The following is a 19,498-nucleotide window of genomic DNA, read 5'->3' as shown; positions in this document are numbered from 1 at the left end:
CATGTGCTTTTTTGATTTATGTATCTGTAGTGCACATCATGTTATGTACTTGTATTCCATCTATTGTTCACGTCACCATTATGCTGGAAGTGGAAGTGGAAGTGGAAGTGGAAGTGGAAGTGGAAGTGGAAGTGGAAGTGGAAGTGGAAGTGGAAGTGGAAGTGGAAGTGGAAGTGGAAGTGGAAGTGGAAGTGGAAGTGGAAGTGTCTGTTTATTGTTATTTTTCGTAATATAGTATATAATAATTACCATTGCAGAACGATATTTATGTATTCCATTGGAGGGACGTATTGTGGCGAAGTTATTTACACCGTATCAATTGAAAAATTTGAACTTGAAAAATCGGATCGTCATGCCACCCATGTGTCAGTATGCTGTAGAGACAAACGACGGAATGCCGGGCGAATGGCATAACGTTCATTATATTAGCCGTGCGGTTGGCGGCACCGGGCTGATCATTGCTGAAATGACGGCTATCCACCCAGACGGACGAATTACGAATCAGGATACCGGTATTTGGGCTGACCATTTTATTCCAGCATGGCGTCATATTGTCGATGGCGTTCATAGCTATGGCACCGCGATCGGTATTCAGCTTGGACATGCAGGTCGTAAAGCAGAGGATGCCAATCCTCCGGTCGCTCCATCGGCGGTGCGTTATGATGGTGATGGTTATAAGGAGCCGCATGAGCTGACTGGCGCCGAGGTCGAACAACTGATTACTGCATATGGTGAAGCAGCACGTCGTGCGGTGGCAGTTGGTTTTGATACCGTTGAAATTCATGGTGCACATGGCTATTTGATTCATCAATTTCATTCTCCACTTGTCAACCAGCGCGACGATGAATACGGTCAAGATTTGCCGTTATTTGGCGAGCGTGTCGTACAAGCGGTTCGTGCCGCTGTACCGGAAAATATGGCTGTCATTATGCGTGTATCAGCGCGCGAATACGTTGAAGGCGGTTATGAGGTAGTGGACATGATCGAAACATGCCGCCGTTATCGTGATGCTGGTGTCGATCTGCTGCATGTATCGTCTGGCGGCGAAGGCCCTGCACGTAAAGGAGCGATGCAAGTACGCCCGGCTTACCAGGTAGAGATGGCGGCGACGCTGCGACAACAACTTCATATGCCGGTCATCGCTGTCGGTTTGCTAGATGAATATACCGATGCAGAACGTGTACTGGAACAGGAGCAAGCTGATCTAGTAGCGGTCGGGCGCGCGATGTTGCGTGATCCGTACTGGGCTGTCCATGCTGCTAAAGCACTCGGCGCAGAAGCCGATGTGCCGGTGCCTTATCTGCGCGGTTATCATTAAATGAATCGTTGTGATCCGCTACACAAAGCAATGGATCATCCAAGCAAGTGAACGATCAGTCGATCAATTCGAGCAGCTACACTACAATTGGGTGTAGCTGCTCTTTTCCATTGTGTAACTGCTTTTTGTTTTCTATCGTGTAACTGCTTTTTTTGATAGGGAAACTGGTAGAACGTAATGGAGTTTGGTTAATAAGAAGGGTAGTCATTTACATGATGCCAATTGGATAGGCTCTACTAGCATTAAACTAGGGCAGAGCGAGCTATGACTTAGATCAGACGAGCTATAATTTATACTCAAATAGTTGAAATGCTCCAAACAAATGAGCTGTCATATCGTATACAGATCATTCGAGGCTTGTATTGTTTATAGAAACGAACTTCTTAGTTAGCTGGAAGGGCATACACTTTATTTTATTATATTTGTATTTTTGTTTTAGAAAAGTGTAATTGTCGTAAGAACTCAGGAACCTTACTACTGCTATTTATTTGAATCGAGCATATTTAATCTAAAAAACGAATTTAACAAAAGCCATTATTCTATGTAATTTCGGAATAATGGCTTTTTTGCTATATCGATTGATCGCTTGAAAATAACTTTTTTTAAAAAAATTAAACCCCGCTAATCCGGCACAGTTGTGCGATTTTGGGGTAGTATTTGCAGCGATCGGTTAAAAATTTGAAATCTTTTTTGTAGAAGAAGTGATCCAAACATAAACCGTCCGCGTTGATAGAGATAGGAACAGTCAACACCAATCATTTTTAACAAAGGAGCCTACAACATGAAAATGAAAAAAATGATCGCACCTGTATTGAGCTTATCTTTGATGGTACCCGCAGCCGGAGCGTATGCGGCAGACATGAATCAAACGATGACTACGGCACCAACAGTAAGCACAAAAGCAGCGGATTTGCGTGCTGGACTGGACTATCTTTTATCCGAGCACTTTAAGCTGGCAGTTGAAGCGATGACTAAAGCTTATGCAGGTGCACCGGATGCAGCAGAAGCATATAAAGCACTGGATCAAAATGCAATCGATATGGGACCTGCCATCGAATCTATCTACGGCAAACAAGCAGCTACCGAGTTCGAACGTATTTTCCGTGCTCACAACCAATACACAGATGAACTGGTCAAAGCGACCAAAATGAACGATCAAGCAGCCGTAAAACAAGCGGAAGCAAAAGTACAAGGTTTTGTCGATGAATTCGCCGCTTTCCTGGCTAAAGCAACCGGTAATAAATTGCCAGAAGCAGCAGCCGAAAAAGCATTGCGTCTGCATGAAGACGAAGTACAAGATGTATTTGAAAAATATGTAGCCGGTGATTATACAGGTGCTGCCAAAGAATACCGTGAAGGTTTGAACACGATGTTCGTCGTAAGTAAAGCACTGTCCGGCGCGATCGTTGCTCAAAATCCAGCGAAATTTGATAACACCAGTGTCGATACACCAGCAGCTGATCTGCGCTCTGCACTGAACCATCTGGCAGCTGAACACTTTGCACTGTCTGTCATGCAAATGCAGCAGCAATATGACGGCAAAACACAAGCATCGGACGCATGGATCAATGCGGAAGCAGGCAATACGGCTGATTTCAAAGCAGCGATCGCTTCGATCTATGGTCAAGCAGGTGCCGACCAATTTGAACAAATTTGGGTAACGAATCATATTAAAGCACAAAGCGATTATGTCGATGCACTGAAAAAAGATGACCAATCCGCACTGAATTCCGTGAAAAACCGGATCGATCAATTTACAAAAGAATTCGCTACTTTCCTCGGTACAGCAACAGCTAACAATTTGCCAGCTTCCGCAGCTGAACAAGCACTGATGCTGCATGAAGGTCAAGTACAAGCAGTTATTAACGATTATGCAGCCAAAGACTATGCAGCAGAGTACAAAGCTGACCGTGAAGGCTACAAAACGATGTTTGGTATCGGTGAAGCGCTTGGTGGCGCGATTGTGAAACAGTTCCCTGATAAATTCAAAACGGCTTCCATGACGCCAACGCCGTCTACAACTACACCATCCACATCGATGAATAACAAGATGATGGTCTGGATGAAGCTGAACAGCAAAACACTGAAAATCGGTGACAAAACAACAATGATGGATACCGTACCAATGGAAGTTGGTAAAACAACGTATATCCCATTGCGTTATCTGGGTGAAGGCATCGGCGCTAAAGTAACATGGAACAAAGCCGCTAATGAAGTTACAGTTATGGCAGGTTCTGACACTATGAAATTCTGGATCGGCAAAGATACCGTTGTCGTGAATGGCAAAAACATGAAACTGTCTGCCAAAGCAATGATTAACAAAGACGGTAGAACGGTAGTGCCGCTGCGTTCGATCACCGAGCTGCTCGGTTGGAATGTAAAATGGAATACGGCTGACGGTTCCATTACACTGACCAAATCGATGTAAGTGTAGCATGATGGAGTCACAGCGAATTACAGGCTAAACGTAAATTTTCACCAATTCATCGAATTCTGGCTGTCTAGTGTGATTCTGCAATTCCATGCCTAAGATCGATTGCAGATTGTACGATGCATGACCTTTGCCTTCTCCATGTCCAGAGGGGCAGAGCGTAACGACCATCCAACTATCCGAATATATGGCTTTCCCATGAAGCCAAACATTTAGGGAAACGGTCCCCCAGCCGTTTCCCTTTTTTTGTGTATAGACAAACTGCCCTTACAATTAGGAACAAATCATCATGAACGAATCATCGTGAAGGATCGATTTCAATATGCATATGTACGCAAAAATGTTAATTTTCATAGTTTAATATAGACTAAAGTCCTATTATAATTTAAAATGAATCCAACCCGAATCAAACGCATACTATATTGGGTAAATGTATAGTACTTTTGAATACGATTGCAGCATAATATATTCAAACAGAAAATGTTATCGTTCTGAGCTGTGTTTCCTAATTGGATAACAAATGGACTGAATGTAGATTGGTGCACATGTAAATGGTATACTAGCTTACATGGAACCTTATGTATATTTGTCCGTATAACTCCTATAGCAAGTCATACTGCTTTTGCATGTATTCGGTAGGCTGCATTATGTTTTGCATCTTAATTATTTAATGTGGAGGGAACAATCTATGTCTATTTTCAAACGTTTGCGTGATCTTACTCTGTCCAATGTATACGCTCTAATCGAAAAGGCAGAGGACCCAATCAAAATGACGGATCAGTATATCCGCGATATGGCGGCTGATCTGGAGGATGCGGAAAAAGCGGTTGCATCGCAAATTGCGATTGAGAAACGTTTTAAACAGCTTTACGAAGAACAAGATGCACTGGTGAAAAAGCGCGAGGAACAAGCGCATATCGCTGCACAGGCACAAAACGTTGATCTCGCTCGTCGCGCACTGGAAGAAAAGAAAAGTGCGGAAGCGAAGCGTGATGAGTATAAAGCAAACTTTGATCAAAACAAGGCGGCAGCCGACAATCTTCGTTCCAAACTGGACGAGATGCGCAAGCAGCTAAACGAGCTGAAAAACAAACGCGAAACACTCGTTGCCCGCTACAATGCAGCCAAAGCGCAAACTGAGATTAACAAAGCGATGAACGGTTTCAGCGCCGATTCGGCTACAGCTGGTATGAAGCGGATGGAAGATAAAATGCTGCAAATGGAAGCTCATGCTGAAGCAAGCAACGAAATGAACACAAAAGGCAAATCGCTGGATGATGAAATTCAGGCGCTTGGCACGAATAAGGAAGTTGAAGATGAGCTGTCTGCGCTGATGAAGCAGTACGAGAAAAAATCTTGACGATCCGCAACTTGCATATTGCGCTGTCATAACAGCATATTACACATAGCGAAGCTGTATCTCGATATAAGCTGAATAGCGGTGTAACATAATGGACGAAGGAAGCAGAATGAGCATGTCACGAGCATAATTAGTAACATGCCTTCGATTCTTCCTTCGTTTTTTTGCGGCTTTTGTTATCGAACATAGCCATCGAACATAATGTTATACTTTGTTGCTGCGCAAAATTTTTTCATTAAACACGATGTTGGACAACTGCAAATATGGACATGGATACAACTGATGAATGATGTGGAGGCTGAGGCGGATGAGCTGGGATATTTTGCTGCAAATTTTAGTATGGACCGGTGTAGGTGCAGTGCTGCTAGCTGTACTGATGTATTTGGATTCGTTATTTACGAAGTATAAAGATATTGCTGAAATTAAAGCCGGCAATACGGCGGTTGCAATTCGGCTAGTGATGAAGCTGTTTGCACAAGGTTATATTTTGTCGGTATCGATTAATACGTCATGGAGCTTATGGGAAGCTGTGCTTGTATCGATCGTTGCATTTGTAATCCTGCTTATTTTGGAACAGGCGGCGCGTTTGCTGCTCAAATCGATTGCTGGGCTTGATCTGGATGAAGGTACACGTCAAGGATTGCTCGGTCATGGCATGATGGGTGGTAGTTTGCAGCTTGTCGGTGCGTTTATTATTTCGGCGTCGTTGTAATAGATGCTGGAAGTTAGGTAGGGAGCTAGAAACGCAAACGACAATGCGTAGATACATGAACATAAATAAGACCGAGATGATGCGAAAGGAAGACTTGTAATGGGATTATGGAAACGAATTACAAATTTGATATCCAAACCGGAGCCGCCAAAGCCGGAAAAAAGCCCGCTTGATTTGCAGGTGGGCGATATTTGTGAAGTATCGTTAGTAACGTATGAAGTCGTAGGTACAGCGCGCAATCGTGCACGCAATACGGTCATGCTCACATTGCAGGATGGAGCAAGCATTAGCTATTTGCATGTGGAACTGCAAGAGCAGCTCCGGTATGCGCTCTATCAGCCGATCGATGGTGGGCTGGACAATCCGAATGAAGTGCCGACGCATATCGAGATGGATGGTACGGATTATTATTTGGATGAGCAATATAGCGGTACAGTTATGTGCACCGGGCGTACGCCGGTATTGCCGGGAGCTGCCAATGGTGAACAATACGTATGGCAGCATCAGTCGGATGATCGCAAATTGCTACGTATCGAATGGCAAGGTGGACGGTTTACATTATACGAAGGCGAATGGATATTGAACGCAGATGTGCGCGTGATTCGTGCCAGTTAGGAGCGAAGACGGATGAAAGAGCGGATGTCCAGATGGACAAAGATTATACTGGCACTCAGTCTGGTCGTGTCCTTGCTGTCTGGCTGCGGCTTTGGCAGCAATAACAAAATTACGTATCCGCTGGAATCGGTCAGTCGTAACGGAAATTCTACCTCTTATGTATATCGTGCGGCAAATCAAACCGTTCCCGCTGTAGCTGAACAATTGGCAGATCAGCGCAAACCGCAACAGATTTCCGCGCAAAGCCAAGAGCGAATGTTTCTCGTTTACAACGACGAACTGATCCAGGTGCAGCGTGATCCAGCGAAGCCGGCTGATACGCTAATTGAAGTCGATTCACAGCAATATGTACAGCAAAATTACAGTTCCAGCTTTTTGCAAGGGTATTTGACCGCTTCGATTTTGCATAGTTTGTTTGGATCAGGCGGTTATGGTGGATATGGCAGCTACGGTGGCGGTACTTACCGTGGCTATACATCGCAAAATGTGTATCCACCCAAAACGCAATATAACAAGCCTTCCGCACAGGAGATGAAGCAGGCACCGCCATTAACGGTGGACAAATCCGGTTCCATTTTTAAACGTGGAAGTTCGTCTTCATCGAAGCGTTCCGGCTATGGTGATAATGTGACCAATCGTGGCTCCCCTTCCAGCGGTACGATTAACCGTGGTAGCGGCTCGTCGAACCAATTCGGTGGCTTTTTCTCGCCTAGTCATAGTGCGCCAAAGTCCAGTTTTGGCTCCGGTAAAATTCGCAAACGTGGGCGAAGATAGCGGTGGGCGGATGGTAGCGAGGAGAGAGGAGAATGGAGCTTTTATAATGATCGCTGTATAAAATGAGCATTGAATGGTTGTATTAACCGATTGTCTACATGGATAATAGCCTCCCTTTTAGCTGTAAACGATAGTCGTTTGCGGGTAGAGGGGAGGTTTATTTTGTATAAGTACTAGGGAGTGTACATAAACGCGTATGTTGCTAGAAGCAGGGAACGGAGGGAAGGGAATAATGGTAGAGGACGGACTTCAGTGTTACAAGGCAAAACCGGGTTGGAGGCGGGGAATGTTTATGCTAATGTATAAATGTATGCGTTTTCAATTATGAATAGCAGAGGGGGAGTATACATGTCAGCAGGGCTAGCACGTTTTGATGAAACGAATGTGCTTTATTTGGATGGGATATGGCGATTGCAGCATTATCGTCCAGGGGAAATGAATCCGTTGGAAGTGGCGGCAGCAGGGCTGGATGATCGCTATTGGATCACTGCTCACGTGCCAGGTGATGTGCATGAAACGCTCATTCGGCATCGTCTAATTGCTGATCCGTATTATGGGCATCAAGATCAGCTTTGTCGCTGGGTAGAGCAGAACGAATGGTGGTACCGTACGACATTTGATTATGAGCTGACCGATGATCGGTATGAACGTCATGAGCTGGTGCTGCATGGATTGGATACATTTGCGACCGTTTATATAAATGGGCATGAAATTGCCTGCACTGCTAATATGCATCGCCAGTATGTACTTGATGTGACACGTGTGCTGCGTAACGGTTGGAACAGTATTGCGATTCGGTTTGATCCACTCCATTTGCATTATGATCATAAAGAGCAGTTTGATTGGTCATCTTATACAAAAGAACGTCCTTGGCTGCGTAAGGCGGCAATGAACTTTGGCTGGGATTGGGGGCCACGATTAATTACGGTCGGCATCTGGGATCGTGTAGAAATTCGTCGCCATCGTCAGGCGAAATTGACAGATGTGTATGCGTATACTGTGCAGGCGGATGGCAAGCAGGCTGTATTGCATGTGAATGCAGCATGTCAGCGTATAGCGCCGCTTCGATATACCGGTTTTAATGTCTATCGCTCGGTAGCAGCACGTGATCAGACAAATTCGGGGGCAGTAGCTAATGTGCCTAGTGTTATGTCTAGCGCGCTGTCAGCTCTGTCTGCCAGCAGCCATAATGAGCGTGAAGATAGCGTTGCAGGACATGATCAACAACGTCAGCCACTGCCGTTAGCGCTGGAGGCTGTTATTTATGATCGTGACGGGCGGGAAGTGGCGAGCCAGCGAACAGTGCCGATTTCCGCCAATCAGCCGCACGGAATGGGTGGCTCGTCCGCAGAACATGTACAGTTGCAGTTACATATTACAGAGCCGCAGCTATGGTGGACGCATGATCTGGGTGAACCTTATTTGTATACGCTCGTCATTACGCTTTATGCTGGAACGGAAATTGTGGATCGGTCGCAGCAGTCGATCGGGCTACGTACAGTGGAGTTGCAGCAGCGCAATGAACAGGGCGAGCCGAGCTTTGCTTTTGTGCTGAATGGGGTTCGTTTGTATGCGCGTGGGGCGAACTGGATTCCAGCTGATAACCGGATCGGTGCGATTGCAGATGATCGCTATCGGGAACTGATTGAGCTGTCTGCTGCCGCTCATATGAATATGCTGAGAGTATGGGCAGGTGGCATTTATGAAAAGAAAGTATTTTATCAGCTATGCGATGAGCTGGGAATTTTAGTTTGGCAAGATTTTGCGTTTGCGAATGCGTTATTTCCTGATTTTAATGATGACTATAGGCGCAATGTGCGTGCAGAAGTGGAAGATCAGGTGCGCAGATTGCGCAATCATGCATCACTGGCATTATGGTGTGGCAATAATGAGATCGATTGGCTATATGATATGAAAACCGCATCAGGCGATATTCGCAGTCCATTTTACGGGGAAGCGATCTATCATGAACTGATTCCGGATACGCTAGCTTATCTTGATCCGAACCGTCCGTATTGGCCTTCGTCTCCGTACGATGGTAATGATGCGAATGATCCTAATGCTGGCGATCGGCATAATTGGCAAGTATGGCATGGATCGGTTTATCCGCGCAGCTATGGTGATGTGCCGCTGCTTGATTATAGCATTGAAGGGGTTGGTTTCCATCATTACAAGTCTGATCTGGCGCTGTTTAGCAGTGAATTTGGCATGCATGCGGCAGCGAATCCATATACATTGTCCCGTTATGTTCCAGCCGAATCGTTTTATTGGGGGAGCGCGGAAATGGCATATCGGAATAAAGATACGAATCATCGCAAAGGCATTTTGCTAATGGAAGGTTATACTGGCATTCCGCACAATATCGAGCAGTATATTAACTATTCGATGCTTACGCAGGCGGAAGGCTTGAAATACGGCATCGAGCATTATCGTCGCCATAAGCAGCGCAATGGTGGCAGTCTAATCTGGCAGCTTAACGATAGTTGGCCTGGTACAAGCTGGTCGATTGTCGATTATGAGTTGTTGCCAAAAGCGGCTTATTTTTATGCACGCGGCTTTTATCATCCATTATTGTTGTGTGCAGATCATGATCCAGGGCAGCCATTTCATGTGTGGATCGTAAATGATCGATTGCAGCAATTGCAAACACAGGTGATGGTGGACGTAATCGACTGGCAGGGGACGGTCATTAGCCGTCATACGGCGGATGCGCAGATCGGGGCGAATGAAGCGAATTGTATCGGTACGTGGAGCGAAGCGGAGCTGTTGCAAGGAAAGGCTATGCCAAACGGGGTAGTGATTGTGTTATCGTGTACGCATCCGGATATTCGGCGTAATCTATATTATTTGCGTGCACCGTTGCAGCTTCATTTACCGACAGCGAACTGGGAAAGCATGGTCGACGAACAGCAAGGAACGGTGACGATTACGAACGGAGCGGTGCTGGCGCGGATGATACGGATCGATCTGGCGCAAGGGCGGTTACGAATGGACGATAATTATTTTGATCTGTTGCCAGGTGAGCGGCGGACGATTGGAATACATCATGCTGGTGGTGAGGTAGTTCGCTGGGATACGCTGCGGATTAGTGCGTTGAATGGGGAGGTTGGGGCAGACGCTTAGGTAGGTGTAGGTACATGGAGGAAAAGTTATAGGATTGAAATATGGAAAGTGTCGTATGGGTGAAGTAATATGTTGTGTGGGTCGATAGGTGGAATGTGGAGTCGATTCGTTTGTACTGTTAATTAATGATTTGCAAATTAGCATCGTTGATGAGTTTACGCTATATGTTTTGTAGAGCAGGTTTGATTTCAGCTATTGTAATGAATGATAAGTACGCATAATCAGTCACTGTAAGCACCAATCGGTGGTTATCGTGCTGTTTGTGCGTATTTTTATATGGATGATAGATAGTTTTACATTAGAGGCTAAAAGGATTTGGGTGAGATGTTTTGATGAGAGAAAGGGGGATGAAAAATTGCAGTAAGAGTATGGTTTTTAAACATTAAAAATACATCATATGAAAAATTCACAAAAGAAAAAGAATTAACGAATTTACGTGTCCTCATCAATCTTTAAATGAAGTTGCTAAAGATCACTAGTCTTCATACTACAAACCGTCACAACGCAAAACCTCATAGTAGACTGTTTCAAGTAAAAATCTTGTTTGAACTCATCTTAACCTATTGATAATCAAGCGATTGTTAGATCGACATATTGTAAATGTACTTAAGACAAGCTATGAATACCTTGACCGAGATTAATTTGAGTTTCAAAGCTGGTTTAAGCTTTTAGCGATAGCAATACTAGGGCGTGTCTTCAAACGGCTTCCTAGGCAGTTCGATGCGTTTATTCATTAGATTACGCTTGTATAGTAAGCTCAACTCACTTAAAACACGATCCACTTAAACAATAAAATAACAACGCTGAAGGTTTGAAGACACTACCTAGTGCGTGTCTTCAAACGGCTTTACAGTACAGATCGTTCGATATGGGTAGTTTGCGTCAAAGCTGTACAGTGTCTTATTTCTGACGTTTGTGCACGATAAAATGATACGTAGGATCGTTTGAAGACACGACTAGCTTACAGCCTAAAATACACTTTAATTTGGTCAACGTACTACTATATTGACTAAGTTAAATTCAACTTTAAATGTGTATTAAACTTGTTATAAATAAGAGCTTGCTCCAGCTTCGAAACTGAGATTAATTTCGGTCAATATATTACCTTTTATACGTGCATTCCAAACGACTTATCATTTTACAGCAACTAGAAAATGAACCCCTAACCTGCAAAGCTGGCGCTGATCATGTACAATGACAAAAGAACGATGGATTCATACTGGAAAGGAGCACAGGTAAATGACATCACAATCCGGGTCGGACGCATCAACTGCATCGACACAATCGAATAATGGAAAATTTAATCGTAAGCCGATTACACCAGCGGCGGCACAGCAAAAAATTGCTGCTTATGTACAGCCTGCTACGATAGAGGAAGTAAAGCTACATGAGGCGGGAGGACGGTTTCTTGCGCAGACGATTACGGCACCGCATCCGTATCCGCATTTTCGCCGTTCCGGTATGGACGGTTATGCACTACAAGCCGCTGATCTGACGCACGCTTCGAGTGAGCAGGTAATTTGGCTGGAAGTAATCGATAATATTCCGTGCGGAGCTACGCCAGCTCGTACGATTACGTCAGGTTATGCGGCACGCATTATGACAGGGGCGATGGTGCCAGATGGTGCGGATGTGGTCGTCATGCTGGAAATGACGGAGCTGCGTACCGAAGACGAGCGTACATGGGTAGGCATAAAACGTCAAGTGGAACGTGGACGCAATATTACGCCAATCGGACTGGAAGTACAGCAGGGTGATCTGTTATTGGAGCAGGGAACACAGATTGGGGCGGGCGAGATTAGTGTATTGGCTACATTTGGTGTGCATACGGTACAGGTGTATCGCAAGCCACGGGTAGCGGTGTTTTCCACCGGAACCGAGCTGCTTAGTGTAGAGGAGCCGATTGCACCAGGCAAAATCCGTAACAGCAACTCGCTGATGTTAGCTCAGCAAATTACGGCAGCAGGTGGTGAACCGGTGTTGCTGGGAGCGATCGAGGACAAGTTGGAGCTGGCACGATCGATGATGATGAATGCGCTGGAGCAATATGATCTGGTCGTCTCGAGTGGCGGTGTATCGGTAGGCGATTATGATATTATGGGCGATCTCGTCCGCAGCGGTGAAGTTGATATGTTGTTTAACAAAATTTCGATGCGACCTGGCAGTGTTACGACCGGGGCGGTGAAAGATGGCAAGCTGCTGTTTGCATTATCTGGCAATCCGGGCGCTTGTTTTGTCGGCTGTGAGCTGCTTGTGCGTCCGACGATTCGGCAGATGATGCGTTCGCGCCATGATTATTTGCCACAATGGCAGGCGCAGCTTGGTCGTGAATATACAAAAATGAACAGTTTTACCCGTTATGTGCGCGGTCGTCTGGACATGAAGCAAGGTCGGCTGATCGCCTATCCTGCGCTGCTCGATGAGTCGAATGTGATGGTCACGATTAAAGATAGCGATTGTCTGATTATGATTCCGCCAACAAGTGAGCCGCTAGCTGCCGGAACGATAGTTGATGTATTGAGGTTATCGGATCGATGAGCAACAGATCGGTCGCTGCCAACACTGTCACTCGTCCAAGCACGCCGATCGTGCAAATCGTCGGTTACAAAAATTCTGGCAAAACGACACTGCTCACCAGCTTGCTGCGTCTGTTCGTGCAAAAAGGCTTGCGGGTGGCAGTGATCAAACATGATGCCCACCAATTTCAGATGGATCATCCCGGTACGGATACGTATGCACATACCGAAGCTGGTGCCGCTGCGATTGCGATTACTTCGCCGCTGCGAACAGCGATTATTCGTGAGCAACCGGCATCACTAGAGCAGTTGATCGATGAGTTGTTAGGTGGCAGCAGCGCCGTTTATGATCTGATCTTGATTGAAGGCTTCAAATATGAAGCTTATCCGAAAGTTGTGCTCGTCGCGCATGAGCAGGACATGGAGCTATTGCAGAAGCTGACGGACATTCGCTGGACGTATACTCGTCTTGAACCGCTGGAAGTCGCCGCATTTTGCAAACATACAGATGATTTAAATTTAAGACAGATACCTATTATTTCAGCCGGAAAAGATGGTATTATGGATTTGTTCATTGCATTATATGCTTACATACAATCCAGTCGATGATGAATGTAGCCTGCTCGTTGGCTCCAAAAGCAGCAATGTCCAGTCCATAATAGAGAGGGAGAGAACAACAATGAAAGTAACATTGATTGCCGGAAGTACACGTCCTGACGCATCAACGACAAAGCTATGCCATTATATCGCCAGCTTGCTGCATGAAAAAGGGCATGAAACCGAAGTGTTCAACTTGCAGGAACATGTGTTACCACTGTATGGCCCGGGCGAAGCTTACGGTCATGAACAAGTACAAAAGCTGTCTGCCGCCGCCAAAAGCGCAGATGCACTCGTACTCGCCACTCCGGAATATCATGGCTCATTGTCTGGTGTGCTGAAAAATGCACTCGATTTTCTGAACAGCGACTTTTTTAACAACAAAGCGGTACTGTCTGCCAACTCTGCCGGTGGCTTAGTAGGTACAGCATCATTGCTGCATTTGCAAACGATCGTACGCAATTTGCACGGCATTAACTGCCCGGAATGGATTTCGATCGGTGGCGCGCAGCGCGAGTTTGATGCAGAGGGCGCACCTGTAGATGAAGGTGCAGAGCTGCGCATTCGCACAGCGGTAGCTGCATTTGCCGAACTGGCTGAAAAGCTGAACCAAGTATTTTAAGCGTAAAGGTCTGAACGGTGATGAGACGCGTTGCTTGAGCGGAAAGAATGCATACGTTTAGGTTTGCAGCTTAATGATGAATGTCGGTATTCAGTCAAGCTAGTAGGTTGCTTTTTGATCGGTAAAAGTAGATTTATTATACGATACCGTCAAGCGTAAACATAATAAAACCGCCTTTTCTATTGTGAAAAAGGCGGTTTTATTATGTTTGAACTTGTAACTTATTCTAGCCATAGCGGTTACTCCAACTTATTAGATACCGTTACATTGACGATTTGACATTTTGTTATGTGCCGATATTGCCCTATTTTAGAGATTACAGCAGACTTAAAATTAATCGCAGTCTATATGTTTGTAATGTACAAGACGTAGTATGCACCTTTAGTGCGTACTGTAGTCGGATGCGCTAGTGTTTAGGTGTGAGCATATGCTCAATGCATTAATCTTTACGCCGCTCGATCGCTTCGGACATCGTTTTGTCGGTGAGATGGGCGTAAATTTCGGTCGTCTCGGTGGAAGCGTGTCCGAGCTGTTCCTTTGTTTTATAAATATCATTTTGCAAATAATAGTCGGTTGCAAATGAATGTCTAAGCTTGTGTACGGTTAAATAAGGTTTGCCGAATGATTTGGCGTATTTGATAATCATCGTTTGTATGGCGCGTTTGGTCATCCGTTTGCCGGATGATTGCCCGTTTGGTTTGGCGACAAATAGCGCCGGTTCGCTGCGTGGCGTACGATAACGTGTATCACGCAGTTGCAAATAGTTGACCAGTTCATCACGCGCTTGTTCACGGAAATAGACGGGTGTTTTGAATGTCTCGTCATTGTTGCCTTTGCGGGAGACGTAGAGCATTTTCTGATTGACGTCCAGATCGTGCAAATTCAGATTGACCACTTCGGACACACGCAGCCCTGAATTTAAAATTAAGCTGGCAATACACGCATCCCGTTCGCGGTTTAGTTCATACGAGTATAGTGCCTGCTTGTTGCCAGCAATCGTCTCGCGATGACCTTCCAAAATATACCCGACAAACTCGAGCAGCTCCTCATCCTCCAAAATTTTACCTTTTAGCTTGGCAGCGGTATCTTTCGGTTTATGCAGCCGCTTTACTTCAATCTTTGCCATAATATTGCGTTTGAGCAGTGGGTAAAAGTCGTCATCTTCGGCAATTTGGCTTAAATAGTGAAATAATGAACGCAGTGAGGACAGTTTGCGTGATACGGTGACACGCGTATTCGCACCTTCAGCACGTGTTGTCAAATAAAGCCGATAGGCGGTCACATCTTCCATACGTAGCGTTTCTAACTCCAATAGCGCAATATCGCCAACCTGCGTTGCGTTCGATAACCCTTCAGCGATCATCCAGCCCAAAAATGACTCATAATCCCGTATGTATTCGAGCAATGTGGAAGGCGAGAGATCAGGCAATTTGTAATTGATAAATTGTTCCACATACCAAGGCATGGTCGGCAGCTTTTCATCAAGCTTACGTCGATCTTGTATTTTTTGTATCGTCATATCGTTCATTCACCTCATGTTCCGATTGTATCATAAAATGGATGTATGATTTGCTTCCCCCTGTGAATAGGGTATATAGTGATAGGAAGGCAGAACATCCATTCTGGATGTTGCCGCCTGCTCCATTTAGAGGCAGTGTATTTTTCGACGACGGAGGGACAGGTATGGCGCTGGCACTGGAATTAGTACCGCGAAGCAAAAAGCGGGTGATCCGTGAAATGATGCAATTTTATTTATATGATTTTACATATTATTTAAATATTGAATTGACGGAGAAAGGACGATTTCCCGAGTATCCTGATTTGGACGAGTTTTGGAGTCGACCGGGACGCAAATTTCCGTTTTTGATTTATTCGGGCTTTCATATTGCCGGTTTTGCGCTGGTCGATCGACTGGATAATGGGGAAGTCGATTATTATATGACCGAGTTTTTTATTTTGCATAAATATCGACGTGCTGGTGTTGGCAAATGGGCGGCATATGAGTTGTTTCGACGTTATCCGGGGCGCTGGAAAGTGACGCAGGTGAGCAATAATTTGGCTGCGCAGGCATTTTGGCGGTGTATTATCGGTGAGTATACCGGAGAGCGGTATGTGGAAAAGCTGGAGCCGGATCATGGCGGGCCAAGCCAGTATTTTACGTCCGCTCGTGAGCTGGGATGACCGATGTTGACATTAAAAGCGTCTAGCTGCTTAACATGTATGACTTGTTGTGTAAATAACATCAAGCTTGAAACCGCAAACAGGACATAATCTGCAAAGGAGACGTACACATTATGTACTTACCGACATTTTCGTTATCCAATAAAAAAGCGATTATTACAGGCGCAGGCAAAGGCATTGGACAAGCGCTTGCAATCGGGCTTGCGCAGGCGGGAGCGGATGTGGGCTTGATTTCGCGTACCGGCTCTGATCTAGAAGCGACCAAGCAATTGATTCAAAAGCATAGTAGTCGCCAAGCGATTTGTTTAGTTGCCGATGTGACTGATCGGCAGCAGATGAAGGAAGCGTTTACACGATTTGAGCTGTCATTTGGTACGCCCGACATTCTGGTAAACAATGCAGGCATGAACATTCGCAGCCGTGCGCTTGATGTAACTGATATGGAATGGGATATGATCGTCAAAACAAATTTGCATTCCGCATTGATCGCATCCCAGCTTGCCGCCGAAGGCATGAAAAATAATGGCGGTGGTCGAATTATTAATATCGCATCTGTCGCCGGACATATGGCGATGCGCACCGGTGTTGCTTACGGTGCTACTAAAGCAGCGCTGATCCAGATGACCAAAATTTTGGCGCTGGAATGGGCGGATTATGGAATTCAAGTTAACGGTGTCGGCCCTTGGTATTTCCGTACCCCGTTGACTGAATCGGTGCTGGCAGATGAGCAGTATATGCAAGATATTTTGAATCGTACACCGTTAAAGCGGATTGGTGCGATGGAGGAGCTAGTCGGCCCGGTCGTATTTCTCGCTTCCGATGCGGCAGCGTATATGACCGGTCAGACGCTGATGGTAGATGGTGGGATGTCGATCTTTGGCTTTTGAAAATGGTAATGGTGGTCAGCGTGTAGTTCAATGTATGCTCATAAAGGAAAGTGCAGCTTTCGTGATGAAGGCTGTGCTTTTTCGTGTAGGAAACGGTTAACTCCATCGCCTACATCGTTATAATTACGCCACCATTATATAGAGGCTATAATAATTTCTTACTAATTAATTGTTGACAATATATATGAATATGATATGATAAATGAAAGCAAATAGTACGTATGCAAACTAAGAACTGTACCAACTAAAGGGTGAGAACAGTGGAAGATAAAAAAGCATTATCATTAGATGAACATCTTTGTTTTTCGTTGTATGCAGGTTCACGAGCGATAACACGCATGTATTGGCCAATGCTAGAGGAAATGGGCATTACGTATCCTCAATATTTGGCGCTCGTTGTGTTGTGGGACAAAAAGGAATGTACGATTAAAGAGCTCGGTAAAGAAATTTATTTGGATTCGGGTACGATGACATCGATGCTTAAGCGGATGGAAGAATCCGGCTTAATTACGCGTCAACGCTCGCTTGAAGATGAACGTGTCGTCAAAATTCGTATTACCGAGCAGGGGCTTTCATTGCGTGAGCAATCCGGTTGCATTCCGCAGTCGTTATTGCAATCGACCGGGCTTAGTGCGGAAGAAGTGGAACAATTAAATCGTCAAATCCGCCAAATTATTAGTAAAATTAAAAGTTAATAATCGATACACGATACGGTTAATATGAATAGTCAGCATGTTACATTTTCGTTTCATTACGATGTGGAGACTGTCCGACAAGTAACCGCAAAACAAAGTTGCAGGAATAACTCCTGCGACTTTGTTTGCCCCTATACAGCTTGTATGCAAATTTATCGTTGCCATTTTAAGGGCAGGGGATAAAATTGTGAATAAATGGATTTGGAAATGTACAGTCTTACGTGTACAGTTTGATCAATATGATCCATATGGAGCGTATATAGGCTGAAAGCTTTCTGCGAGTGTGTAGGAGGCTGGCGCAGCGAGGTCGGTGCATGTTCGATCCAGCATCACTATTTTCAAGTAAACGATTGTTCAGGCGGTAGCGCTCTGGCAAAGCACTTCTGCCTTTCATATAGATGCATTGTTGTTAGTTGGCTATGTCTGGTCGGATTGCGAAGATTGTTTATGCTTTGCTGCATGCCTGCTAAACGGGTTACACGATCATTGGAATATGAAAACAGGCTTGTACGACCATTAACTTTGGTTCCGGCGGGTCGTTGCGGATTCGCCTTTTTATATTGTAATCGTCAAAAAGAAGCGCTTGTTCCTGCGGGAATAAGCGCTTCTTTTTGACGATAGGATATGTGCAAATTAAAATAACGTGGTATGATATTTTACAGTTACCAACCGTCAAAGATGAATAGAGCGTAAGTGAGCGTATACATAACGAAGGAGGGATGCGGATGGGTTCGCGCCTGATGCATTACTGTATTGCTGCACTGATCGAGAGTCGACTGGGCTGGCATAGCCCGGAATTTATGCTTGGAAATCTCGCACCTGATGTTGCGGAATATGGCGTACGTGACCAGAATAAGCGCTTGTCGCACTTTGTACGACTGGATTCGGTAGGAGAAGGATTTTTTGATTTGGAGCGATTTGTGGCGCGCTATTTGCGTGAGCAGCGATCGTTATTTCATATCGGCTATTATTTTCATTTATTGGCAGATGATCTGTGGATCAAACGAATATATATCCCTACTATTCAGCATGCCTCTCATTTACTGCGTACGGATGTTAAAGAATGTTATCAACGTGATCTGAACAGTCTAGGTGGACGCTTAATGCGACATTATCAGCTGCTTTATACCGATTTGGAGCATAAAGTGTTGCCAATGGCGGAGGCGGATTTAACATGTTTGCCGCAGTTGGTTGACGATCTTAAAGCCGATATTCAAACGGCACAACAGCAAGCCGAGCAACAGCCGCTAGAAATATTAGATTGGGACACTGTGATCGAAACGCTAGACCATACGGTTGAATCGTGTCTTAGCCAACTGCGGATGTGGGAAGAAGCGGATCGGATGCTAATTCGGCACGGCTATCGTTTAACATTGGAAGGTAATTGGTAAACAGCAGTTTTACGCCAGCTGGACAGCATGCAATCATAATAAAAGAAAACCGAAGTCTGTTCACTTTTAAATAAAAATCGGGAAATATAACGTATAATCTACCTAAAAACATACTATACTGTCACATTATGGATTGCGATGTAATCAGGTTACGCTAAAATAGGTTCCAACCCGAAAGGGGACAAGTTGCGGCGAGTATTTCATCATAACCATTCGCCTTCGATGCAAAGCGATCTTATGCCGGAGCTTAGCTGATCAGGTAAAGGGGAGAATAGC

General features: G+C 45.1%; 16 protein-coding genes. 15 read left to right on the top strand and 1 reads right to left on the bottom strand.

Annotation, left to right across the window (positions count from 1 at the left end):
• The first annotated feature begins 11 nt into the window (after positions 1-11).
• The 11 genes from U1I11_RS11080 (at position 12) to U1I11_RS11030 (ending at position 14,068) form a co-directional block, all read left to right on the top strand.
• A complete protein-coding gene (locus U1I11_RS11080) occupies positions 12-230 on the top strand; it encodes a hypothetical protein (RefSeq protein WP_322906167.1) in 219 nt (72 codons plus the stop codon).
• A gap of 62 nt (positions 231-292) precedes the next feature.
• Positions 293-1,318 carry an NADH:flavin oxidoreductase/NADH oxidase gene (locus tag U1I11_RS11075; protein ID WP_322906166.1) on the top strand — a complete coding sequence of 342 codons (1,026 nt, stop codon included), beginning with the start codon at positions 293-295 and terminating at the stop codon, positions 1,316-1,318.
• Between the two features lie 781 nt (positions 1,319-2,099).
• Positions 2,100-3,746, top strand: a complete 1,647-nt coding sequence (locus U1I11_RS11070) for a copper amine oxidase N-terminal domain-containing protein (RefSeq protein ID WP_322906165.1) — start codon at positions 2,100-2,102, stop codon at positions 3,744-3,746.
• A gap of 691 nt (positions 3,747-4,437) precedes the next feature.
• Positions 4,438-5,109: a PspA/IM30 family protein gene (locus U1I11_RS11065; protein WP_322906164.1), complete on the top strand. Its 672-nt coding sequence runs from the start codon at positions 4,438-4,440 to the stop codon at positions 5,107-5,109.
• Between the two features lie 307 nt (positions 5,110-5,416).
• Positions 5,417-5,821, top strand: coding sequence for a DUF350 domain-containing protein (locus U1I11_RS11060; protein ID WP_322906163.1), 405 nt, complete (start codon positions 5,417-5,419; stop codon positions 5,819-5,821).
• Between the two features lie 99 nt (positions 5,822-5,920).
• On the top strand, positions 5,921-6,436 hold the full coding sequence (locus U1I11_RS11055; RefSeq protein WP_322906162.1) for a DUF4178 domain-containing protein: 516 nt from the start codon (positions 5,921-5,923) through the stop codon (positions 6,434-6,436).
• 12 nt (positions 6,437-6,448) lie between these two features.
• Positions 6,449-7,210 carry a DUF4247 domain-containing protein gene (locus tag U1I11_RS11050; RefSeq protein WP_322906161.1) on the top strand — a complete coding sequence of 254 codons (762 nt, stop codon included), beginning with the start codon at positions 6,449-6,451 and terminating at the stop codon, positions 7,208-7,210.
• 348 nt (positions 7,211-7,558) lie between these two features.
• On the top strand, positions 7,559-10,333 hold the full coding sequence (locus U1I11_RS11045; RefSeq protein WP_322906160.1) for a glycoside hydrolase family 2 protein: 2,775 nt from the start codon (positions 7,559-7,561) through the stop codon (positions 10,331-10,333).
• 1,239 nt (positions 10,334-11,572) lie between these two features.
• Positions 11,573-12,871: a molybdopterin molybdotransferase MoeA gene (locus tag U1I11_RS11040; RefSeq protein WP_322906159.1), complete on the top strand. Its 1,299-nt coding sequence runs from the start codon at positions 11,573-11,575 to the stop codon at positions 12,869-12,871.
• The gene (mobB, locus tag U1I11_RS11035; RefSeq protein WP_322906158.1) at positions 12,868-13,458 is read left to right on the top strand and encodes a molybdopterin-guanine dinucleotide biosynthesis protein B; all 591 of its coding nucleotides are present in this window, start codon (positions 12,868-12,870) and stop codon (positions 13,456-13,458) included. Before U1I11_RS11040 ends, mobB begins: the two co-directional genes overlap by 4 nt.
• A gap of 70 nt (positions 13,459-13,528) precedes the next feature.
• Complete coding sequence (locus tag U1I11_RS11030; RefSeq protein ID WP_322906157.1) at positions 13,529-14,068, top strand: NADPH-dependent FMN reductase; 540 nt, start codon at positions 13,529-13,531, stop codon at positions 14,066-14,068.
• A 439-nt stretch (positions 14,069-14,507) separates the two neighbouring features.
• Here U1I11_RS11030 and xerS read toward each other — a convergent pair whose 3' ends face one another.
• Complete coding sequence (gene xerS / locus U1I11_RS11025; protein ID WP_322906156.1) at positions 14,508-15,587, bottom strand: tyrosine recombinase XerS; 1,080 nt, start codon at positions 15,585-15,587, stop codon at positions 14,508-14,510.
• A gap of 164 nt (positions 15,588-15,751) precedes the next feature.
• On the opposite strand from xerS, the gene U1I11_RS11020 reads away from it, so the two are divergent.
• The 4 genes from U1I11_RS11020 (at position 15,752) to U1I11_RS11005 (ending at position 19,222) form a co-directional block, all read left to right on the top strand.
• Positions 15,752-16,249 (top strand): GNAT family N-acetyltransferase, encoded by a 498-nt coding sequence (locus U1I11_RS11020; RefSeq protein WP_322906155.1) that lies wholly within the window; start codon positions 15,752-15,754, stop codon positions 16,247-16,249.
• Positions 16,250-16,362: 113 nt separating this feature from the next.
• Complete coding sequence (locus tag U1I11_RS11015; protein WP_322906154.1) at positions 16,363-17,136, top strand: SDR family NAD(P)-dependent oxidoreductase; 774 nt, start codon at positions 16,363-16,365, stop codon at positions 17,134-17,136.
• A gap of 338 nt (positions 17,137-17,474) precedes the next feature.
• Entirely contained in the window at positions 17,475-17,831 is a 357-nt protein-coding gene (locus U1I11_RS11010) for a MarR family winged helix-turn-helix transcriptional regulator (protein WP_322906153.1), read from the top strand.
• A 725-nt stretch (positions 17,832-18,556) separates the two neighbouring features.
• Positions 18,557-19,222 carry a hypothetical protein gene (locus tag U1I11_RS11005; protein ID WP_322906152.1) on the top strand — a complete coding sequence of 222 codons (666 nt, stop codon included), beginning with the start codon at positions 18,557-18,559 and terminating at the stop codon, positions 19,220-19,222.
• The last annotated feature ends 276 nt before the right edge of the window (positions 19,223-19,498 follow it).

The sequence above is a fragment of the Paenibacillus campi genome (assembly GCF_034659835.1).
GTDB classification, from domain to species: Bacteria; Bacillota; Bacilli; order Paenibacillales; family Paenibacillaceae; genus Saccharibacillus; species Saccharibacillus campi.
This window is presented reverse-complemented; position numbering and strand designations above follow the sequence as displayed.

What these genes read in the sequence shown, in the direction of transcription:
- U1I11_RS11020 (WP_322906155.1), top strand. Translation starts at nt 15,752, where the DNA reads ATGGCGCTGGCACTGGAATTAGTACCGCGAAGCAAAAAGCGGGTGATC.
- U1I11_RS11055 (WP_322906162.1), top strand. Translation starts at nt 5,921, where the DNA reads ATGGGATTATGGAAACGAATTACAAATTTGATATCCAAACCGGAGCCG.
- U1I11_RS11015 (WP_322906154.1), top strand. Translation starts at nt 16,363, where the DNA reads ATGTACTTACCGACATTTTCGTTATCCAATAAAAAAGCGATTATTACA.
- U1I11_RS11060 (WP_322906163.1), top strand. Translation starts at nt 5,417, where the DNA reads ATGAGCTGGGATATTTTGCTGCAAATTTTAGTATGGACCGGTGTAGGT.
- U1I11_RS11040 (WP_322906159.1), top strand. Translation starts at nt 11,573, where the DNA reads ATGACATCACAATCCGGGTCGGACGCATCAACTGCATCGACACAATCG.
- U1I11_RS11050 (WP_322906161.1), top strand. Translation starts at nt 6,449, where the DNA reads ATGAAAGAGCGGATGTCCAGATGGACAAAGATTATACTGGCACTCAGT.
- U1I11_RS11005 (WP_322906152.1), top strand. Translation starts at nt 18,557, where the DNA reads ATGGGTTCGCGCCTGATGCATTACTGTATTGCTGCACTGATCGAGAGT.
- U1I11_RS11045 (WP_322906160.1), top strand. Translation starts at nt 7,559, where the DNA reads ATGTCAGCAGGGCTAGCACGTTTTGATGAAACGAATGTGCTTTATTTG.
- U1I11_RS11070 (WP_322906165.1), top strand. Translation starts at nt 2,100, where the DNA reads ATGAAAATGAAAAAAATGATCGCACCTGTATTGAGCTTATCTTTGATG.
- xerS (WP_322906156.1), bottom strand. Translation starts at nt 15,587, where the DNA reads ATGACGATACAAAAAATACAAGATCGACGTAAGCTTGATGAAAAGCTG.
- U1I11_RS11010 (WP_322906153.1), top strand. Translation starts at nt 17,475, where the DNA reads ATGTATTGGCCAATGCTAGAGGAAATGGGCATTACGTATCCTCAATAT.
- mobB (WP_322906158.1), top strand. Translation starts at nt 12,868, where the DNA reads ATGAGCAACAGATCGGTCGCTGCCAACACTGTCACTCGTCCAAGCACG.
- U1I11_RS11030 (WP_322906157.1), top strand. Translation starts at nt 13,529, where the DNA reads ATGAAAGTAACATTGATTGCCGGAAGTACACGTCCTGACGCATCAACG.
- U1I11_RS11065 (WP_322906164.1), top strand. Translation starts at nt 4,438, where the DNA reads ATGTCTATTTTCAAACGTTTGCGTGATCTTACTCTGTCCAATGTATAC.